The organism is Streptomyces sp. ISL-10, from assembly GCF_018614575.1.
Classification (GTDB): domain Bacteria; phylum Actinomycetota; class Actinomycetes; order Streptomycetales; family Streptomycetaceae; genus Streptomyces.
This window is the reverse complement of the sequence record NZ_JAGGOJ010000003.1, coordinates 241,356-255,943: the sequence shown is the minus strand read 5'-3', so window position 1 is coordinate 255,943 and position 14,588 is coordinate 241,356. Positions and strand designations below refer to the sequence as shown.

Genomic DNA, 14,588 nt, shown 5'->3' with positions numbered 1-14,588 from the left:
TCACCCGGTAGGACGGTACGAAGTCCTAGGAGCTTGCCCCACTTTGGGGGAGGATCTTGGCCGAGTAGTCCCCCGCACCCGGATCAGAAATGGAAGAGTCGAATCTATGCAGGTCTGGCCGGGACAGGCGTACCCGCTCGGCGCCACCTACGACGGCGCCGGGACCAACTTCGCCGTGCACTCAGAAGCCGCGCGGCGCATCGAGCTGTGTCTGCTCCACGACGACGGCTCGGAGACCGCGGTGGAGCTGCGCGAGACCGACGCGTTCGTGCGGCACGCGTATCTGCCGGGGGTGATGCCCGGTCAGCGCTACGGCTTCCGTGTCCACGGCCCGTACGAGCCCGCACGCGGGCAGCGCTGCAATTCCGCGAAGCTGTTGCTCGACCCGTACGCGCGGGCGATCAGCGGCTCCATCGACTGGAACGAGTCGGTCTACGGCTACCACTTCGGCAGACCGGACTCCCGCAACGATCTCGACTCGGCACCGCACACGATGTCCTCCGTCGTGGTCAATCCGTACTTCGACTGGGGCGACGACCGCCTGCCGCGCACCGACTACCACCGCACCGTGATCTACGAGGCCCACGTGAAGGGCCTGACCATGCTCCACCCGGAGCTGCCGCCGGAGCTGCGCGGCACATACGCGGGCCTCGCGCACCCGGCCGTCATCTCACACCTGACGGAACTGGGGGTGACCGCGCTGGAATTGATGCCGGTGCACCAGTTCGTGAACGACCACCGGCTGGTGGACTCGGGGCTGAACAACTACTGGGGCTACAACACCATCGGCTTCTTCGCCCCGCACAATGCCTACGCCTCCTGGGGCGACCGCGGCGAGCAGGTGCTGGAGTTCAAACAGGCCGTGCGGGCGCTGCACAAGGCCGGTATCGAAGTCATCCTCGACGTCGTCTACAACCACACCGCCGAGGGCAACCACCTGGGCCCGACCCTGTCCTTCCGGGGCCTGGACAACGCCTCGTACTACCGGCTGATGGACGACCGCCGCTACTACATGGACACCACCGGCACCGGGAACTCCCTGCTGATGCGCAGTCCGCACGTCCTCCAGCTGATCATGGACTCACTGCGGTACTGGGTGACGGAGATGCACGTCGACGGCTTCCGCTTCGACCTCGCGGCGACACTCGCACGCCAGTTCCACGAGGTGGACCGGCTCTCCTCGTTCTTCGACCTGGTGCAGCAGGACCCGGTGGTCAGCCAGGTGAAGCTGATCGCGGAGCCCTGGGACGTCGGCGAGGGTGGCTACCAGGTGGGCAATTTCCCGCCGCTGTGGACCGAGTGGAACGGCAAGTACCGCGACTGCGTGCGGGACCTGTGGCGGGGCGAGCCGCGCACACTGGCCGAGTTCGCCTCCCGTCTGACCGGCTCCTCGGACCTCTACCAGGACGACGGCCGCAGGCCGCTGGCCTCGATCAACTTCACCACCTGCCACGACGGCTTCACCCTGCACGACCTCGTCTCCTACAACGGCAAGCACAACGAGGCCAACGGCGAGAACAACCGGGACGGCGAGAGCCACAACCGCTCCTGGAACTGCGGGGCCGAGGGCGACACGGACGACCCCGGGGTGCTGGAGCTGCGCGAGCGGCAGATGCGCAACTTCATCGCGACGCTGATGCTCTCCCAGGGCGTGCCGATGCTCAGCCACGGCGACGAGTTCGCGCGCACCCAGGGCGGCAACAACAACGCCTACTGCCAGGACAACGAGATCTCGTGGGTGCACTGGCCCGATCCGGGCGAGGACGAAGAGGGCTCGCTGCTGACGTTCACCAAGACGATGGTGTGGCTGCGGCGCGACCACCCCGTCTTCCGGCGGCGCCGCTTCTTCCACGGCCGGCCGGTGGAGGGCACCCACGACGAGCTGACGGACATCGCCTGGTTCACGCCGAAGGGCGAGGAGATGATCCAGCGTGACTGGCAGGCGGCACACGCCAAGGCGCTGTCGGTGTTCCTGAACGGTCACGCCATCTCCGAGCCGGGGCCCCGGGGCGAACGGATCTCCGACGACTCGTTCCTTCTGATGTTCAACGCGAGCGCCGACGAGCTGGATTTCACGATCCCCGTCAACCATGGCGAGGAGTGGCAGGTCGTGGTGGACACCGCCCGCCGCGAGGGCGTACCACCGGGCAAGGGCCCGATGGTGGCGGCCGGCGAGGTGCTGCGCCTGCTGGGCCGCAGCCTGACCGTGCTGCGCCGGCCCGCGTAGTGGCAGCCACCGCAGCCTGACCGTGCCGCGCCGGCCCGCGTAGCTCCGGCCTGACGGCACGGCGCCTCCGCAGGGCCCGTGCGGCGTCGCCTGCCTCGGGAAGCCGACCCCCCGCGGAAGTTCCCGGTGGGGCCGACGATCACTCGATCGACCGAACGGCCGGGACCTGCGGCACAGAAGCGTGCGGGGCGGGTACGTATGTTCGCATGACACCCACGGCCACCTACCGGCTCCAGCTGCAGCCGGAATTCCCGTTCGCGGCCGCCGAGGCGGCGGTTCCGTATCTCGCCGCCCTCGGCGTCTCCCATCTGCACCTCTCGCCGGTGCTGGAGGCGGTGCCGGGGTCCACCCACGGTTACGACGTCGTCGACCACGGCCGCATCCGCGAGGAGCTCGGCGGCGAAGCAGGGCTGCGACGGCTGTCGCACACGGCCCGGGAGCACGGGCTCGGTCTGGTCGTCGACATCGTGCCGAACCATATGGCGGCGGTCCCCCGGTACAACCGCGCCCTGTGGGAGGTGCTGCGCGAGGGCCCGGCCTCGCCGTACGCCCGCTGGTTCGACATCGACTGGGCGGCCGGGGACGGCAAGGTGCTGCTGCCGGTGCTGCCCGGTCGCATCGGCGGCGAGCTGGCGGAGCTGCGGGTCGAGGGCGAGGTCCTGCACCACGGGGAGCAGCGGTTCCCGCTGCGCGCGTCCACCGCGCACCTGCCGCTGCCCGCGCTGCTGGACGCCCAGTGGTACCGGCTCGCCTGGTGGCGCCTGGCGCGCACCGAGCTCAACTACCGCCGGTTCTTCACCGTCTCGGACCTCATCGGGGTCCGGGTGGAGGACCCCGATGTCTTCGACGCGACCCACGCCAAGATCCTGGAGCTGGTGCGGGACGGGGTCGTCGACGGCCTGCGGGTCGACCATCCGGACGGCGTGGCGGACCCCGAGGGCTATCTGCGCAGACTCGACGAGGCGACCGGCGGCTGGGGCCCCCTCCCACGGCCGCCGGGTCGTAGGGGGAGCTGGATCGTCGTGGAGAAAATCCTCACCGGGAACGAGCGGCTTCCGGCCGGCTGGCCCGTCGCGGGTACGACGGGGTACGACGCGCTCCGCCGGGTCGACGGCCTGTTCACGGACCCGGCCGGCGTGCGGCAACTGGTCGGCCTCTACCGGGATTTCACCGACGTGGACGACAGCCTGGGCGGCCGGTGGGAGGCGACCGCGCGGCGTGCCGCGTACGAGGTCGTGACGTACGAGCTGGCCGCCGAGACGGCGACGCTCGTCAGACTCGCCGAGCGGATCTGCGCCGCCGATTCCCGGCTGCGCGACCATGCCCCATGGGCGCTGCGTGCGGCGGTGCGTGAGCTCCTGGTCCGCGTGCCCGTCTACCGGCCGTATCGGGTCGACGCCGAGTCGGCGCTCCCCGACGACGCGGCCCGGGCGGCACGGGAGACGTTCGCGGTGGCCGACGAGGCGGCGGCGGTGGACGTGGTGCGGGACCTCGCGCTGGGCCGGCTCGGCGACGGGCCGGACCAGGTCCGGTTCCGTGCGCGCTTCGCCCAGACGGCGTCGGCGCTGCGTGCCAAGTCGGTGGAGGACACGGCCTTCTACCGGTACTCGCCGCTGATCTCGGCGAACGAGGTGGGCGGGGACCCGGGCAGCCCGGCGGTGGAGCCGGCGGCGTTCCACGCCTTCTGCGCCCGGCTCGCCCGCGACTGGGCGGACACGGGCACGGTGCTGACCACGCACGACACCAAACGCAGCGCGGATGTGCGAGCACGGATCGCGGTGCTGTCCGAATGTCCGGAGCGGTGGGCCCGGTTCCTGGAGCGGATCACCGAGGAGGCCGAGAGCCCGTCCGGGGGCGGTGGCGCGCCCGACGCGCAACTGGCGTGGGTCGCCTGGCAGACGGCCGTCGGCTTCGGTATCCCGGACGCGGACCGGCTGGAGGCGGCGCTGCTGAAGGCGGTGCGGGAGGCCGGGGTGCACACGAGCTGGACCGAGTCGGACCCGGCGTACGAGAAGGCCGTGTCGGCGTTCGTGGGGACGGGTCCGGCCGGGTCACCGCAGCGTTCGGTGGCCCGCTTCGTGCGCGAGCTCGCCCCCTATGTGCGGGCGAACGTGCTGGGTGCGGCGCTGCTGCATCTGACGATGCCGGGTGTGCCCGATGTGTACCAGGGCTCGGAGCGCGAGTTCCTGGCACTGGTCGATCCGGACAACCGGGCCCCGGCCCGCTTCGGCCCCCCGCTGCCCGACCCGTTGACCGGTGGCGCGACCGGCGGCCTGGCGGCGGACCCGGTCGGCGGCCTGAGCGCGGAGAAGGAGGCGCTGACGGCCACGGCGCTCAGACTGCGCCGGGCGCGTCCGGACCTGTTCGGCAACCGGGCGGCGTACGAACCGCTCACCGCAGCCGGCCCGGCGGCAGGGCACTGCGTCGCGTTCCGCCGAGGTGAGGAGGTGGTCACGGCCGTCACCCGGCTCTCGCTGCGCCTGGAGAGCGACGGCGGCTGGCGGGGCACGGCTCTCACGCTGCCCCCGGGCCGGTGGACCGATCTGCTGGGCGGCGACGAGGAGTTCACCGGTGAGGTGCCCGTGCCGGTGGCCGAGCTGTTCGCGGCGCGGCCCGTGGCTCTGCTCAGCCGCGTGGGCGGACCAGCAGCGCCTTGGGGGACCGGGTGATCAGGCCACTGGCGACCGGGCGGAAACCGTCGGCCCAGCGCAGCCGGGGCATCGCCTCGATCAGCGCCCGCAGTCCGTACTCGGCCTCCATGGCCGCGAGTTCCACCGCCGGGCAGCCGCCGAGACCGTAGGTCAGCTGGCCGGGGTCGCTCCTGAGCGGGTCGAAGTGGTGGGGGTCGCGGAACCGCTCGGGGTCCCGCCCGGCGGCGCCGATCAGGCAGGCGACGGCCGCGCCCGCGGGCAGCGTGCCACCGCTGAGCGCGACCTCGGCGGCAGTCCTGCGGATCACCACCAGGACGGGTGGGTCGCGCCGCAGCGACTCGGTCCAGGCCCGTGCGATCAACCGCGGATCGGTCCGCAGCGTGGCCAACCGGACGGGGTGGTCGAGCAGATTGGCGAAGAACGAGGCGAGGGCCTTCTCCCGCACCGAGATCTGGGAGACGCACCGCCCGGCGAGGAGCGCCCTGCCTGTCGTGCTCCCCCGCACGCCGACGGCGCCGGACGGCAGCCACCGGCAGTACTCCTCCACGAGGTCGGCCTGCTCGCGCCCCGCGATCCGCCGGGCGAGGACGTACGCGGTGCGCTGGACGGTCTCGCGCATGGCGTGCGGGACGGGCGCCAGATGCGCGGCGCACCCCACGTCGCCCGGCCGGTGGCCATGGGTGAAGCGAAGATCGGTCAGCGCCGTCGCGACGTCGCGGTAGCGGCTGAGCAGCCAGGCGCCGACGGACGCGTCGTAGGTGAGGGGATACTCCTCGCGCAGCCGGCGGTACCCCTCGTACAGCTCGTGCTCGTCGCCCGTCGGCAGGCCGGGCAACGGAGAGCCGGGGCGGTGCGACGCGGACCCGGCCGACGGGGCCGAGCGGGTGGGCGGGGTGGGCTCGGGGACCGGGCGTATGTCCGCGTGCATGGTGTGTGCTCCCCTGTCACGGCCGCGGTTCTCGTGCTCGCGGTTCCCTTCAGGCGACCACTGCGCCGCCGTCACCGCAGTCCGCGTACGCCCGTACGGGTGAGGTGAGGAGCGGGTACTCCATTCGGGCGCGAGGTCTGCAGCAGCCGGGCGAAGGGCCCCTCCACCAGGGGCTCCATGGCGCACCGCACCCGGCTGTTGTCGGCGAGTTCCTCCAGCCGTACCGAGGGGGCGTCCGGCCGGTCGTCGAACCGGACGACGAGGACGATCCCCTCCTCGTCGGACGGACGACCGGTCCCTGCCAGTGCCGGGGCGGCGGCCCCACCGCGGGGTCGACGGTGCCGCGACGGAGGGCCGGCCGTTCCCGTCGCGGGCGGCCGCAGGCCGGCCCCCGCCGCCGGCGGGCTCGCGCTGACCGTGCGGCGTGGCACGGTCGGCGGCCCGCCGCACACTCTGCCCGGCATGCGCGCGCCTCGCCCTGTGACGGCTGATCAGTACATGCGCGATAGCACCGCGTGATGCCGGGTGGTGCCGGGTGGTGCCCGGTCACTGGACACCGCAGGCTTATCGCAGGGAGTTGTCCCCGCCGACCGCGTCGGGGTGGCCTGTGGGATGCCGGGGTCAGCGCGCGGTGAGGCGGAAGTTCATGCTGCCGAATCCCACCATGTCACCGTCCTGGACCACGATCGAGCCGGTCACCCTGCGGCCGTTGACCGTGGTGCCGTTGGTCGAGCCGAGGTCGCGCAGGACCCACAGCGTGCCCTGGTGGCTCAGCTCGGCGTGCAGCCGGGAGACCGTGTCGTGGCTCAGCCGCAGTCCGTTGACCGGGTCGCGGCCGATGCGCAGGGGGTACGGTCCCGGCTCGGGCAGCAGCAGCGGCGGCAGCTTCTCCGCCTGCCAGGCCCTGCGCAGACGGACGGAGAAGGCCGAGACCCGCCTGACCGCGCTGTAGATGCGTCGGGAGAACCGGCCTTCGTGGACGAGGTCGGCGGTGAGCGCGTCCAACTCCTCGGAACGGCGTGCGGCCAGGACCAGTTCCATGCGGTGCACAAAGGTCTCGTGCGACAACCTGCCCTGGGCCGCGCCCTCTCTGAGCACATCGAGGACACGCTCGCGCTCGGCGTCGGACAGCCGCGCGGGATACGTGTGGGGCTCGTAGGAGGACGTCACATCGCAGATTGTCGGGCCGAAGGGGGCCGGGTGTCCAGAAGAGGGCGTGTGCCGCTGTCCGTCGCGACCGCTCTGACCTGCACGGAAGGTGGTGTTCCGCCCGCCTCGCCGCCCGATGGGGCAACGTGCGCCCCGCACAGGGACCCCGAGTGGCGGCGAAAAGGCGCTGGACCCGCGTGCGCGGCGCGGTCTAGGGTGCACCGACGCCTGTGACGACGGAAGGAGGCGAGTGCCGTGTACACCACACAAATTCTGCGCTCCCGCCCCGTCCGCCCGGCGTTCAGTGTCTGACCGGGAGCGCTCGACGCACATCTCATCCCGGAGGACTTCCTCATGACCGATCTGGTCATCCGCGCGCTCGATGCAAGCGACGCCCATCTTTTCGACACCCTGCCCGACCCTCTCGGCGCCGCCGAGGGCCACGCCCGCACCGTCCACCGCCCGCAGTGGAAGCGGGTCGCGCTGCGCGACGGCAAGGTCGTCGCCCGAGGTGCCTGGTGGGGCGGCCCGAACGACGAAACGCCCCTGAACGTCAACTGGTTCGACATCGCCGACGGCGAGGAGGAGGCGGGCGCCGAACTGCTGCGCACCGCCCCCTTCCAGGTCGAACTGGAGCTCAACCTGCCCGCCGGGTGGCGGGACGACCCGGTCGCCCGGGCGGCCGGTGAGGCCCGCGTCCGGGCGGCGCAGGCGGCCGGATTCACGGCGCTCGTCGAGCGGTTCATGTACTGCTGGACGCCCGAGTGCGGTCTGCCCGAACGGCCCGGGCGGCTCGTCTTCCGGCCGGAGCCGGACGACGCCGTGTTCTTCGACGCGCTGAAGCGCATCCACTCGGTGACGCTGGACGCCCACGCGCTGCGCGCGATCGCCGAGGGCGGTCTCGACCAGGCGGCGCAGGAGGAACTGGACTTCTTCCACTGGTGCCCGTCGCCGCGCGAGTGGTGGCAGCTGGCGCACACACCGCAGGGCGATCTGGCCGGCATCCACATCCCGGCGCACAATCCGGGCGGCCCGTGCATCGGCTTCATCGGCGTCGTCCCGGAGCAGCGCGGCCGCGGCTACGCGTACGACCTGCTCGCCGAGTGCACGCACTTCCTCGCCGAGCGGGGTGCCGAATTCATCAAGGGCGCCACCGACCAGGGGAACTTCCCGATGGCGGCGAACTTCGCCAAGGCGGGCCACCCGGTGGTCAGGGAGCGGATCAACTTCGTTCCCCCTGCGGGGAACTGAACCCACGCGGGGGTGTCCGGGCAGGCGGCCCCGGACACCCCCGTGTCACTTGCGGCCCGGGCTCTGCGCGGCGATCGTGTCCCGGCACCAACAGACCGCCCCGGACGCCCCCGTCTCACCGCCACCCGCGGCCTTTCTGCGCGGCGATCGTGTCCCGGTACCAGCGGTACGACGCCTTCGGCGTGCGCTCGAGGGTGTCGTAGTCGACATGGACGAGTCCGAAACGCTGCGACGTTCCCTCGGCCCATTCGATGTTGTCGGTGAGCGACCAGGCGACGTAGCCGCGCACGTCCACGCCCTCCGTGACCGCCTCGTGCAGGGAGCGCAGGTGGGCGTCGAGGAAGGCGATACGACGCCGGTCGTCGAGGCCGTCGTAGGAGCAGCCGTTCTCCGTGACGACGACGGGCGGCAACCGGTCGCCGTACCGGTCCTTCAGCGAGACGAGGACGTCGCGCAGGCCGTCGGGGACGACGGGCCAGCCGAAGTCGGTGCGCTCGGCGGTGGCGATCTCCCGCAGCCCGAACGGCAGTTCCGCGGGCATCGCGACGCCGCCGAAGCCGTCGAGTGCGTCGCCGTCGGGCGCGCCGACGAGCATCGGGTGGTAATAGTTCACGCCGTAGAAGTCCAGCGGCTGCGCGATGACGGCGAGGTCGTCGGCGACGGAGCCCGGCATCAGGGCGGCGATGTTCTCGTCGGGGTAGGCGCCGGTGAGCAGCGGGTCGGCGAACAGCCGGTTGGTGAGCGTGTCGTACAGCTCGGCGGCGAACCGGTCCTCGTCGGTGTCCCCGGCCGTCCACACGGGCGAGTGGGAGACGGCGAGGCCGACGGACGTGGCGCCGGCCGCACGGAGCGCCTGGACGGCGAGGCCGTGGGCGAGCAGCTGGTGGTGGGCGGCGGGCAGGGCGTCGAAGAGGAGCCGGCGGCCGGGGGCGTGCTCGCCCAGTGCGTAGCCGAGGAGGGTGACCTCGGCCGGTTCGTTGACGGTCATCCACATCGGTACGCGGTCGGCGAGGCGTGCCGTGACGGCCGCGGCGTACTCGGCGAACCGTTCGGCGGTGTCGCGGCGCAGCCAGCCGCCCGCCTCGTCGAGCGGGAGCGGGGTGTCCCAGTGGTAGAGGGTCGGCGCCGGGGTGACGCCCCGGGCGCACAGTTCGTCGACGAGCCGGTCGTAGAAGTCGAGGCCGCGGGTGTTGACCGGGCCGCTGCCCCCGGGTATCACCCGCGGCCAGGCGACCGAAAAGCGGAAGACGTCGGCGCCGAGGCCGGCGAGGAGGGCGACGTCCTCGCGGTAGCGGTCGTGGAAACCCGTGCCGCGGGCGGCGTCGGCGCCGTCCTTGATGCGTCCCGCGGCCGCGAAGGCGTCCCAGCCCGATGGGCCCTTGCCCTCGGCGTCGGCGGCTCCCTCGGTCTGGAAGGCGGAGGCGGCGGCTCCCCACAGGAAGCCGGGTGGGAACAGGGGCAGCGGCTCGGTCGGGATCGGCATGGCCCGTGACCTTAATGGCCCAAGCACGCCGCCTGAAGACCCCGGACTTGCCAGGATGGACGGGACATACGGGATCGACGGGACCGGCATCGACGACGAGGGGATGCGCCAGTGCTGTTGTTCGAGGTGTGGGCGCCGCGGGCCGAGGAGCGGGTCATGCTGTGGCTGGAGGGCGCCGAGCGCCCGATGGAGCGTGACCAGGGGCGAGTGGGCTGGTGGATCGCCGAGGCCGAGGCCGGTGACGGCGACCGGTACGGCTTCACCCTGGACGGCGGTCCCCTGCGGCCGGACCCGCGGTCGCGGCGGCAGCCGGACGGCCCCGACGCCCCGAGCGCCGTCGTCGATCACGACGCGTACACGTGGCGGCAGGAGTGGGCGGGCCGGGGGCTTAACGGCGCGGTCGTGTACGAACTGCACGTGGGCACCTTCACCCGCGAGGGCACCCTCGACGCGGCGGCCGCCCACCTCGGCGAGCTGGCCGACCTGGGCGTCACCCATGTCGAGCTCATGCCGCTGTGCCCGTTCCCCGGGGTGCACGGCTGGGGCTACGACGGAGTGGACCTGTGGGCGGTGCATGAGCCGTACGGCGGCCCGGAAGCGCTGAAGCGCTTTGTCGACACCGCGCACGGACTCGGGCTGGGCGTGGTGCTGGACGTCGTCCACAATCACCTCGGTCCGTCCGGGAACCATCTGCCCGCCTTCGGCCCGTACTTCACCGACACCCACCACACCCCCTGGGGCTCCGCGGTCAACCTCGACGCCCCGGGGTCGGACGAGGTGCGGGCCTTCCTGCTGGGCAGTGCGCTGGCCTGGCTGCGTGACTACCGGATCGACGGACTACGGCTCGACGCGGTGCACGCGCTGGCGGACACCCGGGCCGTGACCTTCCTGGAGGAGCTGTCGGCCGCCGTCGACGCCCTGGCCCGCGACCGTGGCCGCCCGCTGTTCCTGATCGCCGAGTCCGACCGGTGCGACCCGCGTACCACCACTCCGCGCGCCGAGCGGGGACTCGGGCTGCACGCCCAGTGGAACGACGACTTCCACCATGCTCTGCACGCCGCCCTGACCGGCGAGTCCCAGGGCTACTACGCCGACTTCGCGCGCGCGCCGATGGCCGCGCTCGCCAAGACGCTGAACCACGTCTTCTTCCACGACGGCACGTACTCGACGTTCCGCGGCCGCACCCACGGCAGGCCCGTCGATGTGGCCACCACGCCCGGGCACCGCTTCCTCGCCTATGCCCAGACCCACGACCAGATCGGCAACAGAGCCGTCGGCGACCGGCTCTCGGCCTCTCTCACGCCGGGTCTGCTGGCGTGCGCCGCGACCCTGGTGCTGACATCCCCGTTCACACCGATGCTGTTCATGGGCGAGGAGTGGGGCGCGGGCACGCCGTGGCAGTACTTCACCGACCACACCGATCCCGAGCTCGCCGAGGCCGTACGGGCGGGCAGGCGGCGCGAGTTCGCCGAGCACGGCTGGTCGGCCGAGGACGTGCCGGACCCGCAGTCGCCGACCACCCGGGAGCGTTCGTGTCTGGACCGCTCGGAGCGCGAGCGTGAGCCGCACGCCGCGCTGCTCGCCTGGTACCGGGAGCTGATCGCCCTGCGCCGTACGCTGCCGGACCTGACGGACCCCGACCTCGCGGCGGTGAAGGTGGCCTTCGACGAGCAGGGCCGCTGGCTGGCGTACCGGCGCGGCGATCTGCGGGTCGCGGTGAACCTCGGCAAGGAGACCGCCGTGATTCCGCTGGGCGGTGGCGGACGGATCGCCGCGGCCTGGGGCAAGGTCGAAGTCCCGGCCGGTGACGGCGCGTTGCGGCTGGCACCGGAGAGCTGCGTGGTGCTCGCCGTGTCCTGACCCGGCTACTCGACACCCGGCTACTCGACGATCGCCATCTCGCGTGAGGTGTTGTTGAAGCGGCGGACGCCGTCCTCGGTGACGGTGACGATGTCCTCGATACGGACGCCGAACCGGCGGGGCAGGTAGATTCCGGGTTCCACCGAGAAGCACATGCCCGGGACGAGCGGCTGCGCCTCGCCCTCGATCATGTACGGCGGTTCGTGGGTGGTCACGCCGATGCCGTGGCCGGTGCGGTGGATGAACAGATCCCCGTACCCGGCCTCCTCGATGATCTCGCGGGCGGCCCGGTCGACCTCCTGGCAGGCCACGCCCGGCCGCACCGCGTCCACCCCGGCCTGCTGCGCCTCGCGCACGACGTCGTGGATGTGCTGTTCGGCGACGCTCGGCTCGCCGACGTGGACGGTGCGGGTGGTGTCGGAGCCGTAGCCGTCCTTGAGACCGCCGAAGTCGAGCACGACCATGTCGCCGTGCAGGATCGTGCGATCGCCCGCCTCGTGGTGCGGGTTGGCGCCGTTGGGACCCGAGCCGACGACGGTGAAGTCGACCTGCGAGTGCCCGAACCGCAGCAGCAGCGCGGCCAGATCGGCGGCGACGTCGCTCTCCCTTCGGCCGGCGAACGGCACCTTGAGGATCTCGCCGTACGCCTGGTCCGCGGCGGCGCCCGCCGCTTCGATGCGGGCGAGTTCGCGTGCGTCCTTCACCGCGCGGAGCATGGGCAGCGCCTGCGTGAGCGACACGTACGACGCGCCGGGCAGCTCCCGCTGGAGGCCCAGCAGATGCAGGGCCCAGGTGTTGTCGCTGACGGCGAACCGGCCCGACGTGTCCATCAGCGGCGCAACGGCGGCGTAGGGATCCTTGCCGTCGGTCCAGTCCCGCACGGTCAGCGCCGGTGCGCCCGGGGCCGCCTCGGCGTCCGGCGCCTCCAGGGTGGGGACCACGAGAACCGGGTCCCGGTCGGCGGCGAGGACGAGGACGGTGAGCCGTTCGGTGGCCACGGGCCGGTAGCCGGTCAGGTGGACGAGATCGGGGCCGGGCGCGATCAGCACCCCGTCGAGGCCGGCGTCGGCCGCGGACTGGGCTGCGCGGGTCATCCTGGCGCGGTAGTCGTCGGCGGTGAACGGCGTCGGCGTGCTGGTCATGGGGCCTCCTGCGCGAGGGTCGTGGGGCTCCTGCCCGGCCTGCGGTCTGCTCCTCGGGGCATTCTGCCCGCCATCCTCCTTCGGCCCACCGACGCCCGCGAGTGCGGCCGACGCGATCCGACCGGGCCTGCCGCGCAGGCAGAGGGCGTCGGCCGTGGTCGCCCGGTGATCCGACCGGGCCAGGCCGGCCGCGCGGGGGTCAGCCGTCGTCGCCCGGCCGACCGCTCTCCTCGGTGACCAGCCGCTCCAGGAGTTCGTGGAATTCGTCGCCGACCATGATCCGCAGCCCGTCCCCGTCCTCGTCGCGGTCGCTGAGCTGGGTCAGGGTTCCGGCGCGCCACCAGTAGACGTAGGGACTGATGGCGCCCGGCGTGTCCTCGTAGCCGGTGGCCGCGAAGGAGGCCATGGCGTTCAGCGCGAGGATCATGCCGGTGTCGTGGATGGCGTGGAAGGCGAGCTGATGACGGAACGGGATCGCCACGAGCGCGCCGTCGGCCGTCAGCTCCTCGCCGGTGACCTGGCGCACGAGGGACTCCAGCGCGAGGACCCGGCTCGCGGTGTAGAAGGAGTCCCCGAGCACGACCTCGAAGCGCATTCCCTCGTCGTCGGCGACGGTCTCGTGGGCCTCGATCGGCAGGCCGCGAAGGTTGTAGAGCGCCTGGTCGCGCAGGTAGGGCAGGTCGCCGAGCGGTTCGAGGGCCTCGTCGGTGAGCATCATGACGCTCTCGGGGAGGTCCAGGGCCAGGATCTCGAACAGGCCGGGCGCGAGGGTGCGCGCGTACGCGAAGCTCTTCGGGTCGAGTCCCTCGGCGCCGACGACGCGGGGGTAGAGCTGGGCACGGATCTGCTCGGTGGGCAGGGTCTCCAGGGCGGACGGCGCGTCCATGGTGCGCAGGACCATGCCGACGTGCTGACGGACGAGTTCGGGCCAGGCGCGCGGGCCGCGTTCGTCGTTGTGGCAGACGGCGGCGAGGTTGCCGAGGCCGAACTGACGGCCCGCGCTGTCGGACACCATGTCCGAGTAGACGGTCACCTCCAGGCCCGCTTCGGCGAACGCCTCGCGCACCAGGCCGCGAAAACGCGTGCCTTCGCCCGCGGAGAAGAAGGCGAACTCGGGGTCCCGGGGCGCATCGCGTCCGTCACGCTTCGGCCCTCGCCGGAACAGCCCCACGCCGACCGCCCTTCCTGCCTGTCACTCGTCACATGTCCTTCTTCGAGCCTACCGAGCGCAGGTGAACGGCGGGACGGGCAGGTTCGGCAGCCCGCAGAGGGGCCGTCAGCTCACCGTGACCACGAGATCCGCCCGGTCGCGCCCGAGGCCGATCAGACGGGCGTTCGCCTCGTCGGACTCGCGGACCCAGCGCTCGGCGTACGGCCGCTCCTTGCCGAAGGACACATGCCGGTCGACAAGCCTGCGCACGCGCGTCGGCTCGTCGAGTTCCAGGAACCAGATCTCGTCCATGAGGGGGCGCACGCGGGCCCAGTGCCCTTCGTCGTGGAGGAGGTAGTTGCCCTCAGTGACGATGAGGGGGATCTCGGGCCCGACGGGGATGCTGCCCGCGACGGGCTCCTCGATCGTGCGGTCGAAGGCGGGCGCGTAGACCGTGGTGTCCGGCTCGGGTGCGCGCAGACGGGCGAGCAGCGCGGCGTATCCGGCGGCGTCGAAGGTCTCGGGTGCGCCCTTGCGGTGGGCGAGGCCGAGGCGCAGCAGTTCGCTCTGGGCAAGGTGGAAGCCGTCCATGGGGACGAGGACGGCGAGGCCGTCCAGCGCGGTGACCAGGCGCCGGGCGAGAGTGGACTTGCCGGCGCCGGGCGCTCCGGCAAGCCCCAGGATGCGGCGCCGCCCGGGGACGGCGAGGGCGCGGGCGCGGTCCAGGAGGTGCGGCGGGAACGTCAT

General features: G+C 72.3%; 11 protein-coding genes. 4 read left to right on the top strand and 7 right to left on the bottom strand.

Features of this window, described 5'->3' with window-relative positions:
• Positions 1-106 precede the first annotated feature (106 nt).
• Positions 107-2,227 (top strand): glycogen debranching protein GlgX, encoded by a 2,121-nt coding sequence (glgX, locus tag J7E88_RS02065; RefSeq protein ID WP_215176550.1) that lies wholly within the window; start codon positions 107-109, stop codon positions 2,225-2,227.
• 206 nt (positions 2,228-2,433) lie between these two features.
• The gene (gene treY, locus J7E88_RS02060; RefSeq protein ID WP_215176549.1) at positions 2,434-4,896 is read left to right on the top strand and encodes a malto-oligosyltrehalose synthase; all 2,463 of its coding nucleotides are present in this window, start codon (positions 2,434-2,436) and stop codon (positions 4,894-4,896) included.
• On the opposite strand, the gene J7E88_RS02055 is transcribed toward treY, so the two are convergent.
• From J7E88_RS02055 to J7E88_RS02045, 3 genes are all read right to left on the bottom strand, one after another.
• On the bottom strand, positions 4,853-5,806 hold the full coding sequence (locus J7E88_RS02055; RefSeq protein ID WP_215176548.1) for a cytochrome P450: 954 nt from the start codon (positions 5,804-5,806) through the stop codon (positions 4,853-4,855). The genes treY and J7E88_RS02055 overlap by 44 nt on opposite strands.
• Positions 5,807-5,877: 71 nt before the next feature.
• Complete coding sequence (locus J7E88_RS02050; RefSeq protein WP_215176546.1) at positions 5,878-6,270, bottom strand: hypothetical protein; 393 nt, start codon at positions 6,268-6,270, stop codon at positions 5,878-5,880.
• A 157-nt stretch (positions 6,271-6,427) separates the two neighbouring features.
• Entirely contained in the window at positions 6,428-6,976 is a 549-nt protein-coding gene (locus tag J7E88_RS02045) for a DUF1707 and FHA domain-containing protein (RefSeq protein WP_215176545.1), read from the bottom strand.
• Positions 6,977-7,309: 333 nt separating this feature from the next.
• Between J7E88_RS02045 and J7E88_RS02040 the strand changes: the two genes are divergently transcribed.
• Positions 7,310-8,206, top strand: coding sequence for a GNAT family N-acetyltransferase (locus J7E88_RS02040; RefSeq protein ID WP_215176543.1), 897 nt, complete (start codon positions 7,310-7,312; stop codon positions 8,204-8,206).
• Between the two features lie 115 nt (positions 8,207-8,321).
• Here J7E88_RS02040 and J7E88_RS02035 read toward each other — a convergent pair whose 3' ends face one another.
• Positions 8,322-9,689: a GH1 family beta-glucosidase gene (locus tag J7E88_RS02035; protein ID WP_215176542.1), complete on the bottom strand. Its 1,368-nt coding sequence runs from the start codon at positions 9,687-9,689 to the stop codon at positions 8,322-8,324.
• A gap of 156 nt (positions 9,690-9,845) precedes the next feature.
• Between J7E88_RS02035 and treZ the strand changes: the two genes are divergently transcribed.
• Positions 9,846-11,549 (top strand): malto-oligosyltrehalose trehalohydrolase, encoded by a 1,704-nt coding sequence (gene treZ / locus J7E88_RS02030; protein WP_374196221.1) that lies wholly within the window; start codon positions 9,846-9,848, stop codon positions 11,547-11,549.
• Positions 11,550-11,569: 20 nt separating this feature from the next.
• On the opposite strand, the gene J7E88_RS02025 is transcribed toward treZ, so the two are convergent.
• The 3 genes from J7E88_RS02025 to J7E88_RS02015 all read right to left on the bottom strand — a co-directional run bounded on the left by J7E88_RS02025 (position 11,570) and on the right by J7E88_RS02015 (position 14,588).
• Positions 11,570-12,691 carry a Xaa-Pro peptidase family protein gene (locus J7E88_RS02025; RefSeq protein ID WP_215176541.1) on the bottom strand — a complete coding sequence of 374 codons (1,122 nt, stop codon included), beginning with the start codon at positions 12,689-12,691 and terminating at the stop codon, positions 11,570-11,572.
• A 199-nt stretch (positions 12,692-12,890) separates the two neighbouring features.
• Positions 12,891-13,862 (bottom strand): DUF1444 domain-containing protein, encoded by a 972-nt coding sequence (locus tag J7E88_RS02020; RefSeq protein ID WP_215176540.1) that lies wholly within the window; start codon positions 13,860-13,862, stop codon positions 12,891-12,893.
• Between the two features lie 105 nt (positions 13,863-13,967).
• Positions 13,968-14,588, bottom strand: coding sequence for a nucleoside/nucleotide kinase family protein (locus J7E88_RS02015; protein ID WP_251022003.1), 621 nt, complete (start codon positions 14,586-14,588; stop codon positions 13,968-13,970).

Coding starts and splice junctions, on each gene's coding strand:
- glgX (WP_215176550.1), top strand. CDS start 107: ATGCAGGTCTGGCCGGGACAGGCGTACCCGCTCGGCGCCACCTACGAC.
- J7E88_RS02055 (WP_215176548.1), bottom strand. CDS start 5,806: ATGCACGCGGACATACGCCCGGTCCCCGAGCCCACCCCGCCCACCCGC.
- J7E88_RS02025 (WP_215176541.1), bottom strand. CDS start 12,691: ATGACCAGCACGCCGACGCCGTTCACCGCCGACGACTACCGCGCCAGG.
- J7E88_RS02040 (WP_215176543.1), top strand. CDS start 7,310: ATGACCGATCTGGTCATCCGCGCGCTCGATGCAAGCGACGCCCATCTT.
- J7E88_RS02015 (WP_251022003.1), bottom strand. CDS start 14,588: ATGACGTTCCCGCCGCACCTCCTGGACCGCGCCCGCGCCCTCGCCGTC.
- J7E88_RS02035 (WP_215176542.1), bottom strand. CDS start 9,689: ATGCCGATCCCGACCGAGCCGCTGCCCCTGTTCCCACCCGGCTTCCTG.
- J7E88_RS02050 (WP_215176546.1), bottom strand. CDS start 6,270: ATGCCGGGCAGAGTGTGCGGCGGGCCGCCGACCGTGCCACGCCGCACG.
- treZ (WP_374196221.1), top strand. CDS start 9,846: ATGCTGTGGCTGGAGGGCGCCGAGCGCCCGATGGAGCGTGACCAGGGG.
- treY (WP_215176549.1), top strand. CDS start 2,434: ATGACACCCACGGCCACCTACCGGCTCCAGCTGCAGCCGGAATTCCCG.